This is a genomic window from Ketobacter sp. MCCC 1A13808 (assembly GCF_009746715.1).
Lineage (GTDB): Bacteria > Pseudomonadota > Gammaproteobacteria > Pseudomonadales > Ketobacteraceae > Ketobacter.
Genome location: NZ_VRKW01000003.1, coordinates 288,111 through 304,060, shown reverse-complemented (window position 1 = coordinate 304,060; position 15,950 = coordinate 288,111). Strand labels below are relative to the sequence as shown.

General features: G+C 50.1%; 13 protein-coding genes. 4 read left to right on the top strand and 9 right to left on the bottom strand.

Annotated features, from left to right (window positions below):
- Positions 1–61: 61 nt before the first annotated feature.
- Both FT643_RS08200 and mutM read right to left on the bottom strand, forming a co-directional pair.
- Positions 62–394, bottom strand: a complete 333-nt coding sequence (locus tag FT643_RS08200; protein WP_156870894.1) for a hypothetical protein — start codon at positions 392–394, stop codon at positions 62–64.
- A gap of 199 nt (positions 395–593) precedes the next feature.
- Positions 594–1,406, bottom strand: a complete 813-nt coding sequence (gene mutM, locus FT643_RS08195; RefSeq protein WP_156870893.1) for a bifunctional DNA-formamidopyrimidine glycosylase/DNA-(apurinic or apyrimidinic site) lyase — start codon at positions 1,404–1,406, stop codon at positions 594–596.
- 124 nt (positions 1,407–1,530) lie between these two features.
- On the opposite strand from mutM, the gene FT643_RS08190 reads away from it, so the two are divergent.
- Positions 1,531–3,612: a hydantoinase/oxoprolinase family protein gene (locus FT643_RS08190; RefSeq protein ID WP_156870892.1), complete on the top strand. Its 2,082-nt coding sequence runs from the start codon at positions 1,531–1,533 to the stop codon at positions 3,610–3,612.
- Here FT643_RS08190 and FT643_RS08185 read toward each other — a convergent pair.
- The 3 genes from FT643_RS08185 to rpmB form a co-directional block, all read right to left on the bottom strand.
- Complete coding sequence (locus tag FT643_RS08185; protein WP_156870891.1) at positions 3,609–4,826, bottom strand: EAL and HDOD domain-containing protein; 1,218 nt, start codon at positions 4,824–4,826, stop codon at positions 3,609–3,611. The two genes, FT643_RS08190 and FT643_RS08185, sit on opposite strands and share 4 nt — an antisense overlap.
- A gap of 147 nt (positions 4,827–4,973) precedes the next feature.
- Positions 4,974–5,129, bottom strand: a complete 156-nt coding sequence (rpmG, locus tag FT643_RS08180; protein WP_156870890.1) for a 50S ribosomal protein L33 — start codon at positions 5,127–5,129, stop codon at positions 4,974–4,976.
- A gap of 12 nt (positions 5,130–5,141) precedes the next feature.
- The gene (gene rpmB / locus FT643_RS08175; protein WP_156870889.1) at positions 5,142–5,378 is read right to left on the bottom strand and encodes a 50S ribosomal protein L28; all 237 of its coding nucleotides are present in this window, start codon (positions 5,376–5,378) and stop codon (positions 5,142–5,144) included.
- Positions 5,379–5,633: 255 nt separating this feature from the next.
- On the opposite strand from rpmB, the gene FT643_RS24010 reads away from it, so the two are divergent.
- From FT643_RS24010 to FT643_RS08165, 3 genes are read left to right on the top strand one after another with little or no spacing between them, the layout of a single operon-like run.
- Positions 5,634–5,909, top strand: coding sequence for a hypothetical protein (locus FT643_RS24010; RefSeq protein ID WP_411267806.1), 276 nt, complete (start codon positions 5,634–5,636; stop codon positions 5,907–5,909).
- Positions 5,795–7,168 carry a GMC family oxidoreductase gene (locus FT643_RS08170; RefSeq protein WP_411267802.1) on the top strand — a complete coding sequence of 458 codons (1,374 nt, stop codon included), beginning with the start codon at positions 5,795–5,797 and terminating at the stop codon, positions 7,166–7,168. The genes FT643_RS24010 and FT643_RS08170 overlap by 115 nt, the downstream gene beginning before the upstream one ends.
- Positions 7,128–8,618 carry a flavin-containing monooxygenase gene (locus tag FT643_RS08165; protein WP_317621984.1) on the top strand — a complete coding sequence of 497 codons (1,491 nt, stop codon included), beginning with the start codon at positions 7,128–7,130 and terminating at the stop codon, positions 8,616–8,618. The genes FT643_RS08170 and FT643_RS08165 overlap by 41 nt, the downstream gene beginning before the upstream one ends.
- Before the next feature lie 19 nt (positions 8,619–8,637).
- Here the strand turns inward: FT643_RS08165 and FT643_RS08160 are convergent, their stop codons facing one another.
- The 4 genes from FT643_RS08160 to FT643_RS08145 form a co-directional block, all read right to left on the bottom strand.
- Positions 8,638–9,477, bottom strand: a complete 840-nt coding sequence (locus tag FT643_RS08160; RefSeq protein ID WP_156870887.1) for a VWA domain-containing protein — start codon at positions 9,475–9,477, stop codon at positions 8,638–8,640.
- A 49-nt stretch (positions 9,478–9,526) separates the two neighbouring features.
- Positions 9,527–11,962 (bottom strand): ATP-binding cassette domain-containing protein, encoded by a 2,436-nt coding sequence (locus tag FT643_RS08155; RefSeq protein ID WP_156870886.1) that lies wholly within the window; start codon positions 11,960–11,962, stop codon positions 9,527–9,529.
- A gap of 48 nt (positions 11,963–12,010) precedes the next feature.
- Positions 12,011–14,191 carry a M4 family metallopeptidase gene (locus FT643_RS08150; RefSeq protein WP_156870885.1) on the bottom strand — a complete coding sequence of 727 codons (2,181 nt, stop codon included), beginning with the start codon at positions 14,189–14,191 and terminating at the stop codon, positions 12,011–12,013.
- 144 nt (positions 14,192–14,335) lie between these two features.
- Positions 14,336–15,907 (bottom strand): PP2C family protein-serine/threonine phosphatase, encoded by a 1,572-nt coding sequence (locus tag FT643_RS08145; RefSeq protein ID WP_198043408.1) that lies wholly within the window; start codon positions 15,905–15,907, stop codon positions 14,336–14,338.
- Between the last annotated feature and the right edge of the window lie 43 nt (positions 15,908–15,950).

Here is a 15,950-nt window from a genome sequence, read left to right as displayed (position 1 = left end):
CACAATCTTCGAAACCACTATTTTCTAAGCTATTCCGTGAACTTAACGGCTACCTTAGGGGTTAATCTTCGTAGTTTCCTGCTGGCAAGTGCTTCTGTGAGCAGCCGAGGCAGCGCATGAACGTAGACTTAAACGGCGTTCCCACCAAAGTTGAACCCGCCTCTCCCACATTTCCGCCCAACGCAGAAAACGGCAGCGAGACGATGAATAAACCGGCTCCGATCACGGTTGCGGCCAAGGTTAAGGGTCTGACTAAAATCATGTCACCACCCATTTCCAATCCTGTGGGTCGATCTGTCACTGTCTGAGCCTGGGCGACAATCGGAGCCGCAGCAAATAACGCCACGGACAATGCCACTACGAAGGATCTGAAAGTGCTCTTAAGGCTGCGCATAATAATTCCTCTTTATAATATTCTTTAAGGTAGCCACCCAAGTGCTTTGATTAAGTGTATTCCCTAAATGCAGAACGATCCACTTTTGCGCCCTACTCACCGCCGATTTCGGAACGGATTTTGTACTGGATCGCATTTTTAAACACACTGGCCCACCTATCCGGCATAAGCCACCAGGGTACAACCATTATCCTGACTTCTAAGTTTGGCACAGTTTACAGAAAACGGTAGAGCGCTGCCCCAGGCGGATTTCCTTGAGGGGCGTTTGGCAGTTACGGCATGGCCTGTTGGCACGACCATAAACCCGCAAAGTCTGCTGAAAGTAGCCCGGCTTGCCATCTCCGCCGACAAAGTCGCGCAAGGTGGTGCCACCCATATTGATGGCGTCCGCCAGAACCTGTTTAATGGCCTGAACCAATTTTTCATACCGGGCAGCACTCACCTTCCCCGCCGCCCGCTTGGGGTGAATGCCCGCCATAAACAGCGCTTCATTAGCATAGATATTACCTACGCCCACAACGATATGACTGTCCATAATGAAGGCTTTGATACTGCTTTTGCGGCCTCTAGATTTGCCGTGCAGGTAGGTTGCGTGAAACGCCTCCGTTAAGGGCTCCGGCCCCAAAGACGCGATCAGCGGATGATCAGTGGGCTCCTCCTCTGTCCATAACCAGGCACCAAAACGCCGTGGATCGCAATACCGCAACCGGCGCCCGTCACTGAACACCATATCCACGTGATCATGAAAACCCGGCGGCTCATCCGGCGCCGTAATGCGCATACTACCGGACATCCCCAGGTGAGCGATCACCGTGCCATTGCGAAACCGAAATAGCAGGTACTTGCCACGCCGCTCCACATCCAGCAACTTTTTCCCAGCTACCTGGTGAATACTGTCCGGTACCGGCCAGCGCAATTTGGCTTGGCGGACTTCCAGGGTTTTCACACGCTGCTCTACAATATGCGGCAGGATGCCACGACGGGTGGTTTCGACTTCAGGTAATTCAGGCATAACGGCCCCCGCGCCATTCTAAATCGCGCTAGCATACAGGCAGAGAGGTTCAGCACCAAATCCCCTTGCGTCTGCGTTACACTAGGCGCTTTCCCACTGCGTTGACGGCCCTTTACATTACTTTATGATCGATTCTGACCAGCACCCTCAACCCATCCTCCAGGTACTTGGCGTCGATACCGGCGGCACCTTTACCGACTTTGTTTTATTTGACGCGCAGAAGCCGTCAGCGCCGCTACGTATCCATAAAGTACTGTCCACACCGGATGCACCGGAACGCGCCATCCTACTGGGCATTGACGCCCTAGGGTTAACACAGTCAGTCGCTTCAGGGCGGGTTGCCATCATTCACGGCAGCACGGTTGCCACCAACGCGGCGCTGGAAGGCAAAGGGGTTCGAACGGCGTTTATCACCAACACCGGCTTCAAAGACTTAATGACCATCGGCCGCCAGACCCGGCGCGAGCTCTATAATCTGCAACCCGCAGCCGTTATACCTCCGGTTGCGGCCGAATTGTGTTTTGAAATGCCGGGCAGAGTGGATTCATCGGGGCGGTTGCTGGACCCGTTGGCGGATAAAAAGACCGACGCACAATTAGCACAGCTAAAAGAAAGGCTGCAAGCTGCCAATGTTGAGGCCGTTGCGATTACCCAACTGTTTTCGTTTTTGAATCCCGAGCCGGAATCCAAAATGAAAGCGGCTCTGCAAGACCGGTGGTTTGTCAGTGCGTCCCATGAGGTATTGCCGGAATCCGGGGAGTACGAGCGCGCGATCGCCACTTGGCTGAATGCCAGTCTGGGCCCCAAAGTTCAGCACTATTTACGGCGTTTACTCAATGGCGTGAGCCCAAGCCCGTTAGCGGTAATGCAATCCACCGGCGGGGTGATGGACGCCGAGTACGCTGGCAACATGCCGGTGAATATGTTGTTGTCCGGGCCTGCTGGCGGCTTGGCGGCCGCCCAGTTCCTGGGCAAACAAACCGGATTCACAAAATTGCTTACCTTTGATATGGGTGGCACCTCGACCGACGTTTCCTTGATTGACGGCAGCATACAACTGACCAATGAGGGCCATATCGGGCCGTGGCCGGTGGCGGTTGCTCAGGTTGATATGCACACCATCGGTGCTGGCGGCGGCTCTTTCGCTTATGCCGATGCCGGGGGCATGCTGCAGGTAGGACCGCAGTCTGCCGGTGCTAATCCGGGACCGGCGTGTTACGGACAGGGCGGCTCGCGCGCCACTGTTACAGATGCGAACGCCGTGCTGGGGCGCTTGCAGGCGAAGTACTTTCTGGGCGGGGACATGGCCCTGGATCTGGTAGCCGCAGAGCACGCCATGGACGCCCTTGCCACCGAACTGAACCTGAGCCGCCAACAAACCGCCGAAGGCATTATTCGGATTGCAAATGAGCATATGGTGCGGGCATTACGGGTGATCTCCATTGAACGCGGCCACCACCTGGATGAATTCCGACTGTGCTGTTTCGGCGGAGCCGGCGGCTTGCACGTGTGCGCCCTGGCCGAGGCACTGGAACTCAAGCAGGCAATCGTACCGAATCAGGGCGGGGTGTTATCGGCTCTGGGTATGGTAGTAGCCCCCAAATCCCGCCAACTTTCTCAGGCGTATCGCACCATCGGCACCACCGACACCCTCAGCCCCGGCCACCAAGGCCTATCAGAATCCATCGACCTCGACCAACTGGAGCAGACATTGGCGGCACTGCAACAACGAGGCATTAATCAATTACTGGATGAGGGGATAGAGCAGGATGAAATTCGTTGCGAGTTGAGCCTGGATCTGCGCTATCGAGGGCAGCGCTTTTACCTCAATCTAGGATGGAAAAACGATCTCAAGGCAGTAACCGAGGGCTTTCACCGGCAGCATGAAATGCGCTACGGGCACCGACTGGCAATGCCGGTTGAACTGGTGAATTTACGCTGCCAGGTCAGCGCACCTGCTGCAGTGGAGCAACTGCCACCCTGGGCAACGAACCCGAAGGGCTGCGCACCGGCCTCGGCGAAAGAAGAGGTCAGGCTAACCGGCATTGAGAAGCCTGTAGCCATTTATTGGCGACCGGATTTGATTGCCGGACAAACAATTCATGGTCCGGCACTGATAACGGAAACCGTGTCGACAACGCTGGTTGCCACCGGCTGGCGGGCTCAGGTGGACAAATGGGGCAATTTACAACTGAGTCATGGTTAATGGGGGGCGCTCATGCTCTGGCTCACTTTCTCAGCCCACTGCACGGCGTCAAGGTACATCTCCCACATCTGATTCGCATCCAACCCCATGGGCGACACCTTATCAAAACGACCTTCATCATAGGCAATCACCGCACACAGAATCTGTCCTAGCTCACCCCCACCCTCCAGCAATGCCTGTTCCAGCTCCGGTGACAGCGGCATCTGCTTCATCAGCAAGTCCAGTGGCTGATCGAGCAGTGCGTCCAGCACCGACAGCAGGCCCGCCGCAAAATAACTGCCGGGATTGGAACGCTTCAGTGATTTAGCAGCGAACTCACACATTTTCGCTCTCTTGATCCCGGTTAGCAGCAACTCGTTAGGCTTATTATCCACTCCGGCTAACGCTAGCATGCCCGCCCAGCGTCGCAATTCATTCGCTCCCAGAAACACCACTGTATCTTCAATCGATGTGACCCTACGTGGCAAACCGAAAGCGGCGGAATTGACGACCCTTAACAGTTTGTAGGACAAGCGTGGATCCTGGGCGATGATGGACGATACTTTTTCCACATCATAGTCATCACCCCCTAACTCGCCCAATAGCGAGACCAGGACCTGCTGCGATGCCGGAATGGATTTACCCACCACCAGGTGGGGCTTGCACAAGAAATAGCCTTGAAAATAGTCAAACCCCATCGCTTTATAGATTTCAAACTCTTCGTAGGTTTCAATTTTCTCTGCCACCAGCTTGCCCCTCAGTACACCACTGGCCTTGAGCAACTTTAACTGCGCTTCAACCCCTTCCACCCCCAACGCCATCACATCCAGCTTAATGTAATCCGCATACTGCAACAGGGGCTTCCAGGCTTCAGAATATTCAAAGTCATCCAGCGCGACCTTGTAACCCAGCTCCACCAGGTTCTCCACTTCACTGATGACATCGCCATTAACAACGACGGTTTCCAATACTTCGGGTATCAACAAGGCGTGCAGACCTTTCGGCAGATCCCCTTTTGCCAAAATGTCATGGGTAATATTCACGAGCGCCGGTTTACCGCTGGTGATCGTGTCCAGACCAATCTCGGAGAAAGCATTAGCCAGCACCTTCATAGACGCGGCATTCGGATCATCAATAATTGCGTGAGCGACATTACCACTGCGGAACAGCAGCTCATAGGCAATCGCAACCATGTCGCGATCGAACACCGGCTGCCGCGCCAGATAAATTTCCATATTGGTTTACCATTCTGACCAAGTTCTAAGCATATGGATAAAGTGTGGCAGAAATTTCAGGAAGGTAAACCCGACATTATTCGCAGAACGCAAAAAGCCGGATCAGCTGAAGCTGACCCGGCTTTTTAGGAATACCTTAAAAATCAATTACTTGATTTTAGCTTCCTTGAACATTACGTGCTTGCGAACAACGGGATCGAATTTTTTGATCTCCATTTTCTCAGGCATGGTGCGCTTGTTTTTGGTGGTTGTGTAGAAGTAACCTGTACCCGCGCTGGAAACCAATCGAATTTTGTCACGCATGATTCTTACTCCTTATACTTTCTCACCGCGGGTTCGCATTTCTGTTAAAACAGAATCGATGCCCTTTTTATCAATAATACGCATACCTTTAGCCGATACACGTAGCCTTACGAAGCGTTTTTCGCTCTCAACCCAAAAGCGATGGTGGTGCAGGTTGGGTTCAAAACGGCGCTTGGTTTTATTGTTCGCATGTGAAACATTATTTCCAGTGATCGGACGCTTACCGGTCACCTGACAAACCTTAGCCATTACTCGTCTCCAAATCGGCTATATCGCTGTCCGACACAACCTAGAAATTACTATAAAACTGTTTAACTGGTTCAATCGCCTCTGCAATGGTCTGCACACAGAAGCTGAGAGGGGCTGCTTTATACCAAACCGACAGAGTAAAATCAACCACACTCTGAAAACCTTAACCATTTTGCCTGCCTTCAAATCACTCAAATTGGTTCCGGGAACCGCTGATCCCTGTACACTGGGGGAAAATAATAAGGAGTAACGGGTATGAGTGAATGGTTTGATTATGTGGTGGTCGGCGGCGGCTCTGGCGGCTGCGTGATGGCCGGACGCTTAACCGAAGACCCTTTGTCAGCCTATGCCTATTGGAGGCCGGCGCTGGCGGTAGTAGCCCGCTCATCAATATCCCGGCGGGTGCCGTGGCCATATTGGCCAACAAAAGGCTCAACAATTGGGCTCTGGAAACAGTCCCACAGCCCGGCCTTGGAGGCCGCCAGGGTTTTCAGCCCCGCGGCAAGTGCCTGGGCGGCTCCTCAGCCATAAACGCGATGGTCTATATCCGCGGCCACCCCTCTGATTACGACGACTGGGCCGCCCTGGGAAACGAGGGCTGGGCTTATCAGGATGTGCTGCCCTATTTCCGCCTCAGCGAGCATAACGAACGCTTGAACGACGAATACCATGGACAAAATGGCCCGCTCTGGGTGAGCGATCTGCGGACCGACAGTCCTTTCCATCATTATATTGCCGACGCTGCCCGCGAAGCCGGATTACCCGTCACCGCCGACTTTAATGGCGCAGAACAAGAAGGGGTCGGCGTGTTCCAGGTTACCCAGAAAGACGGCGAACGCTGGAGCGCGGCTCGTGCCTACCTGCTACCCCACTTGCAGCGGCCCAATCTGAAAGTAGCAACCCTGGCGCTGGCACAGCGCATCCTGTTTGAAGATGGCCGCGCCGTCGGAGTGGAATACCGCCAGGGTGAGCGGCAACGAATTGTACGCGCCCGTAAAGAAGTCATTCTGGCCTCCGGCGCTTTTAAAACGCCGCAATTATTAATGCTATCGGGTGTCGGCGAGCGAGAAGAATTGGTCCAACACGGCATTCCCCTGGCGCACCATCTGCCCAAATTAGGCAAAAACCTGCGCGACCACCCGGACTTTGTTTTCGGCATGACAACCCAGAATCCCGACACCTTTTCATTCACCGCCTCAGGATTCAACCGTCTCGGCCGGGAAAGTTGGCGCTACTACCGCCAACGTCGTGGCGCATTAACCTCTAATTTTGCGGAAGCCGGTGCCTTTCTGAAATCCCGGCCGCAACTGGACAGGCCGGACCTGCAACTGCATCTGGTCACCGGCCTGGTGGACGACCACGGTCGCAACCTCCATTTTAAAAAGGGCTTTTCCTGCCACGTTTGCCTGTTGCGGCCGCGTAGCCACGGCAGCGTGCGCCTGCAAAGTGCAGACCCGCAAGAGCCACCGTTGATTGACCCGGCTTTTTTGCACGATCCTCAGGATGTGGAAGATCTGGTGGCAGGGTATAAACTGACACAACGACTGCTTGATGCACCTTCACTAAAACAACAGATTTTGAAGTACGTGTTCCCGCTCAACATTAACAATGATAACGATATACGCAGAATTCTGCGGCAAAGAGTGGATACGGTTTATCACCCGGTGGGCACTTGCCGGATGGGTATAGACGACCAAGCCGTAGTCGACCTTGTTCGCGGCCAAAGCCGGATACCCTCTCAACTCACCGATGTCGAGGCCAACCAAACACAGCATTATGGTACAAACTGAAAATATTTACCGGGTCATTATCATCGGCTGTGGTTTTGGCGGAATTGGCATGGCTGTTTCGCTTCGCAGACAAGGCATTTCTAATTTCATTCTGCTGGAGAAAGAGCAAAGCATCGGCGGCGTATGGCGCGACAACACGTATCCTGGCGCTGCCTGCGATGTTCCGTCCCACCTGTATTCATTTTCCTTTGCCCCGAACCCGCGGTGGAGCTCCGTCTTCTCCCCACAGGCCGAAATTCTGGATTACCTGCAAGGCTGTGTGGATCGCCTGGATCTGCAACGCCATATCCGTTACGGCACTGAAGTCCATCAAGCTGAATTCGATGAACTGCGGGGCCTATGGAAAGTGCACACACGAGACGGTAACACCCTCCTAAGCAAAGTGTTGATTACCGCCACCGGGCAGCTCAACCGGCCATCTATCCCGCCACTGAGCGGGCTGGAAAAATTCAGAGGAACCTGGTTTCACTCCGCTCGCTGGAATCACCGGGCGGTACTGAAAAATAAACGGGTCGCTGTGATTGGCACTGGCGCCTCGGCTGTCCAGTTTGTACCGGAGGTTGCGAAACAGGTGACACAGCTCGATTTATTTCAACGATCGCCGCCCTATTTGATTCCACGACCTGAGCGACGTTATACCCGTTTTGAACAGCTCCTGTTTGAAAATATTCCGTGGCTAATGAAGCTGTATCGGGCCAGCGTTTATTTCAAACTGGAGTCCCGCGCGTTGGCCTTTTCACGGCTGTCTGCTCTGATGCAGCCGCTGGTAAATGCGCCCTTCCGGCGCATGCTGAAACAACAGATAACGGACACCGATCTGCAGGCCCGATTAACGCCGGAATACCCGGTTGGCTGCAAACGGATCCTGATGTCAAATGAATATCTGGCCACCATCGCACGACCCAATCTGAATTTGATTACCGACGATATAGAGTGTATTGACGAAACCGGCATTCTGAGCTCGGACGGCAAACACCACCCGGTGGATATTATTATTTTCGGAACCGGGTTTGCCGCAACGGAATTTCTTGCACCGATGAACATCGTAGGGCGTCGCGGCCGCGACCTCAACCAGGCGTGGAAGAACGGGGCACAGGCCTATCTGGGTATAACCGTACCCGGGTTCCCCAACTTTTTTATGGTCTATGGACCCAACACCAACCTGGGGCATAACTCCATTATCTATATGCTGGAAAGTCAGATAGCCCACATCATGCGTTGTCTGCGGCGCATGCAGAAGGAAAAAGCAAATACCATTGAAATCAACGAAACCGTGTTCAGGGAGTTTAACCGGCGTATTCAACAGCAACTCCAACTCCATGTCTGGCACCAATGCAACAGTTGGTACATCGACGCAGCGGGTCACAACAGCACGAACTGGCCTGGCTTTTCACTAACATACCGTTGGTTGACTCAACTCAAGAAGCTTCAGGTTTATCAGTGCAAGTAGATAGACGACCACACTAAAGCTATTCCGCCAAAGCCAACAAGATAGTCGCAGTAAACGAGCCGCCACCGGTGACAAATTTACCGCCACCTTCCTGCGCCAATCGTTTTAAATAACTTTGCCCACCTGCCCGTGAATCGGTGTAAACAAAAACCGTTGAAACCTGGCTCTTTTCCCCACCGCGATGAAAACTCTGAGCAGTTGAAAGGGTGGAGTTAACTTTTTCCGGATAGGCCGCGTTATCGGTAATTATGATAATAGTTTTTGCTTTAGATGTCGGGCGCCACTGCATAGAGAGGGAAACCTGAAGCGCTTGGTCCACAGCTTCCTCGACATCCAAGTTACAAGGATTCGATCTAGGAGTCATTGTATTTGTAAAACTCTGCAGTGACGAAAGTGAAGACGCCGTCAACTTCGTAATCTGGAGGCTTCGAACTGCCCCCCGAGGCTCACATCGATCTTTGAAATCTATAATTCCCATAGCAGCATCAGGTGAAAGCTTCATAATCAAATCGGCAAGCTGAACAATCTCACTACGAATACCCGCCACCTGCTTATCCATGCTGGCAGTGGTATCCAGAGCAATCACAATATCCATCGCCGGGAAGGAAATTTTAGATGTGCTTTTTTCCTCTTGCAGCGCCTTCTCAATCGCCTTCTTTTGCTCTTTTTCTTCTTCCAGTTCCTTCTCCTTCGCCTCAAGATCCTTTTTAACATCCGCTATCCGCTCTGCCGAATCACCCGTATTAGGAAAATAAGGCAATGCTATGATAGCTAAAAACATAAAGGCCCCCAGAGCAGACGCGAACAAATCAAGCGCGGACATGCTGAAAATGTTAATTTCCCGACTACGTATTTTCATGCGTGAACTCTCTCAAAATAAAAGGAACGTGAGCCTTAAATGTTATGTTTTACACGAAACGGCTATCTTTATTCTTTAAAGACAAATATATTCCAACAAATGAAATAACGCCTAACAACATTATTGCCGCATAGACAGTATAAATATTGGTGGGCATAGCGTCCCACAGGTGTTTTCCATCAATATAGAAATTCAATTGGTCCACGGCAGACTGCGGCTGCAAGGTTACTTCAATCTCGGGTGTAGGCAGTGGATCTCCATGACCATCGATCGCGAGTAAGCGAGGAGAAAACTCCATCACTCCGGCGGGTATGGTATTCTCTTCGTCCACCCAATGCCCAGTGGATTTAGCGCCACTATCCTGTAAAAAAGCAAAACCTTCGGTGCCCCAGCGGCCCAAGGTAAGATAACTTAAAAAAACTTTTAGCTCTGTATCCATCTTAGCAATTATCCCGGCGAGCATAATCTGGGGTATTAAAGCAATGGGTACAACCGTCATAACTTTTTCGGAGCTCCTGAAAATGGCGGACAACAATAATCCCAACAGAGTAGCGGAAATAGAAAGGCACAACATAAACCCCACATGACTCCAAAACCGCCACAACCCAACATCAGCATCACTCAAAGAAAAGTTGAAATGAATAATCGACACAAATATAAGAACCTGTATAAAAGCAATCAGACTAAGAATGACAACTTTGGAAAATATATAGTTGGTAATGCTTAAATTAAACATTCGTTCCCGTTCATAAATTGGCAATTCAGAAACAATTTCCTTTGATGCATTGCTCACACCAAACCAGACCGAGGAAATAGACATCATAAATAAAACGCTGAATTGCAAATGCTTAAAAATAAATATTAAAAGAAGCGCAATAATAAAAGGCTGAGCAATCAATAAAATCAGATTCCACAAATCATTCCATTTAATATGCAAATATCGCATAGAGAGCCAATAAAATTGGCTAAATCGAGAACTGTTTTTCTGTGAATTCAGTGGCACCGGCGTCTGCGTATCAGTGACAGCTTGTCGACCCTCGTTCAAACGCGCACTCCACTCTTTACCCACTGCATCATCTTTCATCAATGAATAGATTTTGATGATATCCGATCTCTCGAAATAGGTAAGCACACCGTCTTTATCACCGAAATAGGTATGATATCCACCTTTAGATAAAAAAATGACTTTATCAACATAATCTAGATCGGAGGGTTTATGGGTCACCATGATGACCGTCTGGCCTTGCCGAACCAAACCTCTTATACAATGCAAAAAATCTTCGATGGTTTCGGGATCCAAAGGTGATGTAGGCTCATCCAAAAACAAAATGGCAGGATCATTAAGCAATTCGACGGCGATTGATATCCGTTTTCGTTGTCCGCCGGATAAGTCTGCTACTTTAGTGCCCCTAATGGTTGCCGGATCCAAATTAAGGCTTTTAAGTACACTTGTAATTTTCTCGTCTATTTCAGCATCAGTAACATCGCCGGAGATTCGCAACTTAGCAGCGAAATACAAAGTCTTTTCAACCGATAGCTCCCTGTGCACTATATCATCCTGGGGTACATAGCCTATATTTCGTTTAAGCTTTTGAAAATTCTCGTTATTGAGCTGCAGTCCAAGTATGTAAATCTCACCTGCAGTAGCAGGATTTGCGCCATTAAGGCATTTGAGCAAGGTGGACTTTCCACACCCCGACGGCCCCATCAGAGCGACAAACTCGTTTTTCGGGACCTTGATCGTCATTTTTTGCAGGCCTACAAATCCCTTCGGGTATACTTTTTCAATATTCTTGGCAACAATGGCATATTGCTGATTCACAATGCCCGCTTCCAACACGAAGGAAACCGCTCCGATGGTAATCTGGTCCGAGGGTTTTATTGACACCTTACCGGAAATAAGCTGACCGTTTACGAAAGTCCCATTTGTAGTGTCTAAATCCTCTATGGAAATGGATTCGCCTTCCAATCTGAGCATGGCATGGCGCCGGGATACCTGTAAGGAGGACAAGACGATGTCAGCATCCGACAATCTCCCTATGAGTAACTCTCTTTTGGAACGGAGCTCGGCAATCACATCGTTAACTTCAGTGATTGCCTGCTCAACACCGGAGCTGTAGTTGGATGTGCGATTATCTGATTGTGTACCATGAACGTATTTTTCAACATCCAAAAAGAGCGTAATCGCGCCTTCTGAAAGATCAATATACGTGTTTTTTTCGATCTTGTATTGCAGACCAGAGGTTAAAGATTTCCCCCCGATTTCAGATCCGTAGGTACTGCTATCGCGAACAGAAATCTGCCCTGAACTGAAATTCAGAGCAATATGACTGCGTGAAAGACTTGGATTATTAATTCTGAATGTACATGTTTCACTACGGCCGAGAGTATATTCTCCTTCTTTAACAATCGAATAGACCTGAAGCAACCTTCCTTCATTCATTATATGCAGATCCAGCCCATCAAAAGATTTGCTTTCAGTCACCGTTAACTCCTTCCTGGGTAAACTTTCAGTTTCGATGTCGACATGGTTTTATAACGCCCGGCGGTCTTTCAATACATAGCTGTAACCGGCAATGCTGATGATCTGCCCAAGGGAAAATTGTTTCGCTTCGAAAGGTTTCAGTGCAACGCTTTCGAGGCTGGTACCGTGGCTACTATTCAGGTCTTCCACGAACAACATACTCTCTCTTAACTTCAGACGACAATGGCGCCTTGAGACCATTTCACTGTTCATTTCAACATGCACTAGATCCAGCGCCCGGCCTATCACCAAGCCCTCTTTACACTTAAGAAACCGGGTCGTTAACGGTATAGGTTCACTGCCGTCCAATGGGACCAGAACTGCAAACGAATCATTCCGCGATTTCGGTTTCGCGTCGATGACAATAGGGGCATTCGTTTCCTTAATTCTGGGTAGATCGACAGCGGCCTGTGCTGACGATCGATTATCGATCGTACTTTTGGAATGGCCATCTGCCCGGTACGACGGATCTATCGAGTCTGCTTCCCTACGTGTTGATGCCCGTAGCAAGGCAAACCCAGCTACCGCTAATCCCACTAGCAAGGCAATTGCAACCGCCTTACTGTTTCCGCTGGCATCATCACCTGGCATTTTATTCTGCGATTTCCTTTCTTGTTCCTGTGGTGCAGGAACAGAGGTACCATCAGGCTCAGGAAGTGGTGGTGCAGGGGCCGGAACTGGCGCTTGCGGAGCGGGAGATGCAGCACATAAATTGGGAATCCCAATCGCATCCATAGCATGATGTACCGCTTTCCATTCTGCAGAATTTTTCCCGTGCTGCAACTCAGCTATATGAGCGAAACCGCAACGGGCATCAGCAAAATTTGAGTGAGAAGTAAGGACACTAGCGCCGGCTAGAGCGTAAATTCGGGTGGCATTTATCAATCCTATCCCTGCAACAGATTGTCCAGACTTCAGCCTGGGGTGCTGGCCCCCTTGAGATAAAAGATAAAAGCCAACATTCATGATGGAAGAATTGACATGCACCCCGCCGTAATCTGCCTGCATCCGAGCATACTGTTCATAATGATCCGGATAATTTTGACCCGCCAACTTCGGCAGCATCATATTTCTAAGATCGCCATCCGGACCTCTAATTCGCCATAAATCATTCGCAATCTGAGGTAAATTGGGACTCTTATTGCCAAATTCATACCAACCACGAAATCCGACGCCTATAGAATCCGCAATAGACTCATTCAGCGCACCCGATTCATTTTCATAGACCAGGCCACTGCCATGACCAATAATCCCATGCCCCAGCTCATGGGCAACTACTTCTACATAGCGATAAGCGTCTGCGGTGAGTGATAAGGAGCTGGTTGGTTGCACCCAAGCAGCATTAAATACGTCACCTACACACTGAATACTACCGGGCACTAATTGATGATAGTGAACATTAGCAAACACCTTTAGCGCTATCCCCGCATTGTCCAGACTATCCAAGCCATAAACCGCGTTTATAAATTGATAGGTGTATTCCAATAGGTCATAGATTGAATCAACACTGTCGTTTCCGGAACGCGACTGACCTTCTAATCGGGCATAATTAGTCACAGCCACATTAAGCAAATAATTCGAGACCAGGGGTGGTACGGGCGTGGATATACGGCTTTTTTCGCAAGCGGCTTTAAAATTATAAACTTTTCGGTTCATCGCCGAATGCAGTAGGGGCACTCTCCTGATTATGTCCCCACTTTCCGTATCCACATAGACTCGCTGATAGCCGGGCGCATCCTTAGCATCAAATTGACCTTCAATTTTATATACCAGTATTAATTTTTCACCGCCCCCCCGCCAATAGACCAGTTCATGCTGGTATTTCGTTTCTTCCACGTGACCAGCATTTTCCAGGGCTTTGCTTATCGGGATCAAAGGCTCAGAATTCGCTGCGGCGCCATAGCCGTTGTGCCGCCCCATCAGGAACAGGGGAACACCGTCCTTGTCTGTTACCAGGCGTGACTCATGGCCGTCAACCGGCTTCCCTTGGAAAGATTGAACCACAGGGTAAATGGTATAACCGTTCAAATGCTGACTTCTGCCAGCAATCGCAATCCGATCAGACGCCATTAAGCCCAAGCGCGTCGCTACTTCATCTTGTAACCATTGGTTGACTCCCTCTACCGAATGCAAAGAACGAGCGGAAGCGGGAAAATCCAGGTCAATACCCGGTATTCCATCAGCTCCCACCCGGTCATTCCTCTGCTCTCCTTCTGCCTTTACAAAAAACGCGCACACAGTCAAATAAAGACAAGCCAGCCAGAATATTGTCTTGACTCTTTTCAAAACAAATCAATCCCGATTGGATCCTGTGACAGGATCTGGTTAATTGAACTATTTTTCCTTAAATTCCGTGCCAACGGCCTCGTTTCCGCGAGAAATCAATTCTTCGCGAACTAGCAGAGAAGCATCATCTGCGCTAAATATATTTTTTCCATCAACACCATCGGTTGTTACAATACCACTCCACGCCAACCGATAATTTTTCTGCTCCTTGAAGATCAATAACTGGCCTGTTTTTTCAGCCTTGATATTCTGCGTTATCGAAGATTTATAGCGTTCTATTACCTCTGAGTAAGTCAACACAGGTTTAATATCAATCTCAATGTCAGAGACGGGTTTACCCGATATATGAATTATTTTTCCGCCTTTAACGGTAGCACGCAGTTCAGCAGAATAAACTGGCACCCCTTTATACTCTTGCTGCATCCTGATAATCTTCGCTTCACCTACAGCAGTGCCTGCGCCCGAGTCGCTAAGGAGGCTGTCATTTGTACCTATCAGGCCGTCTCTTCGCAGCACGTCACCCGTTTTTTCAGCGACCTGGTCTATATTATCCACCGGCTCGCTCACTTCTTTGTTGACAGTATCAATGGGCGCCGGGCCCGGATTCCGGTTGTTTTCTGTCTCTCTGAAGCCGCCCTCTTTCCTTGATTCAAAAATCTGATCAATCTCGCCAGGCATGGGCGCTAGCGCCTCATCTTCTGCGGGCGGGCCTGAGGACTCCGTTAAAGCACCAACCGGCACAGCAGCGTCCTGGTTAGAGGTGCGATTGTGCTTTTGCAATAGCAGCCAAACACCAACAAGAAGCAGACCGATTAATAGAAGCGACAACCATTTGGTTCGAACTCCACGTCGCTTTTTTTCAGGTTTTTTCCGTGGTTGCAACACCGGCAACGACCGCAACCGCAGCAACACCGCTGTTGTATTGTCGTGTTGAGTTCGGGCGTCAATCCGCTCTTGAACAAGATTTTCCAGATTAGCCTGAGTAAGAGCAAGCTTGTCAAACTCAATCATCTCCTCCTGGGTAAATAGCTCCCAAAACCCATCGGAACATACGATAAAAGTGCAATGCTCACTCATATCCCAACGCTCTAATTCAGGGTCGGGCCCCTCATCTCCACCTATGCAGGAGGTCAGCCTGTTCTGGTCTCTGTGATCTCCCATTTCATCATCATTAATTCTGCCCTGTAGTACATGAATCTGTGCGACAGAATGGTCCAGCGTTCGCTTGATAAACTTTTCGTCCTGGATTTGGATAACCCGACAATCGCCTACGTGTACTGAGATAGCCTGATCATTACGGATCATCAGAGCCGCAATAGCACTACGGGGCTCAAGCCCTGATACCATTGCAGCCTGCTGAACTGCTTGTTGACTCGCTTGTACCAGATCCAGAAGGAACGCTTGGTTGTCGGGCTTTCGTGCCCGATCTTGCCAGCACCGAGATGCCGCATCAATTATTGCTTCTGCGGCAATAGCCCCTCCTTTATGACCTCCTAAACCGTCAGCCACTACAATCAGCCATTCATCGCCCAGACCCAAACCTAGGATCTTATATCGATCCTGGTTTTCCTCACGCTGACCGATATTACTGATGCCGATTGAAGAGTAAGATTTAGCCATCACGAACAATTTCCCAATGCGTGCTTAAAAGCTCACAGAGCAC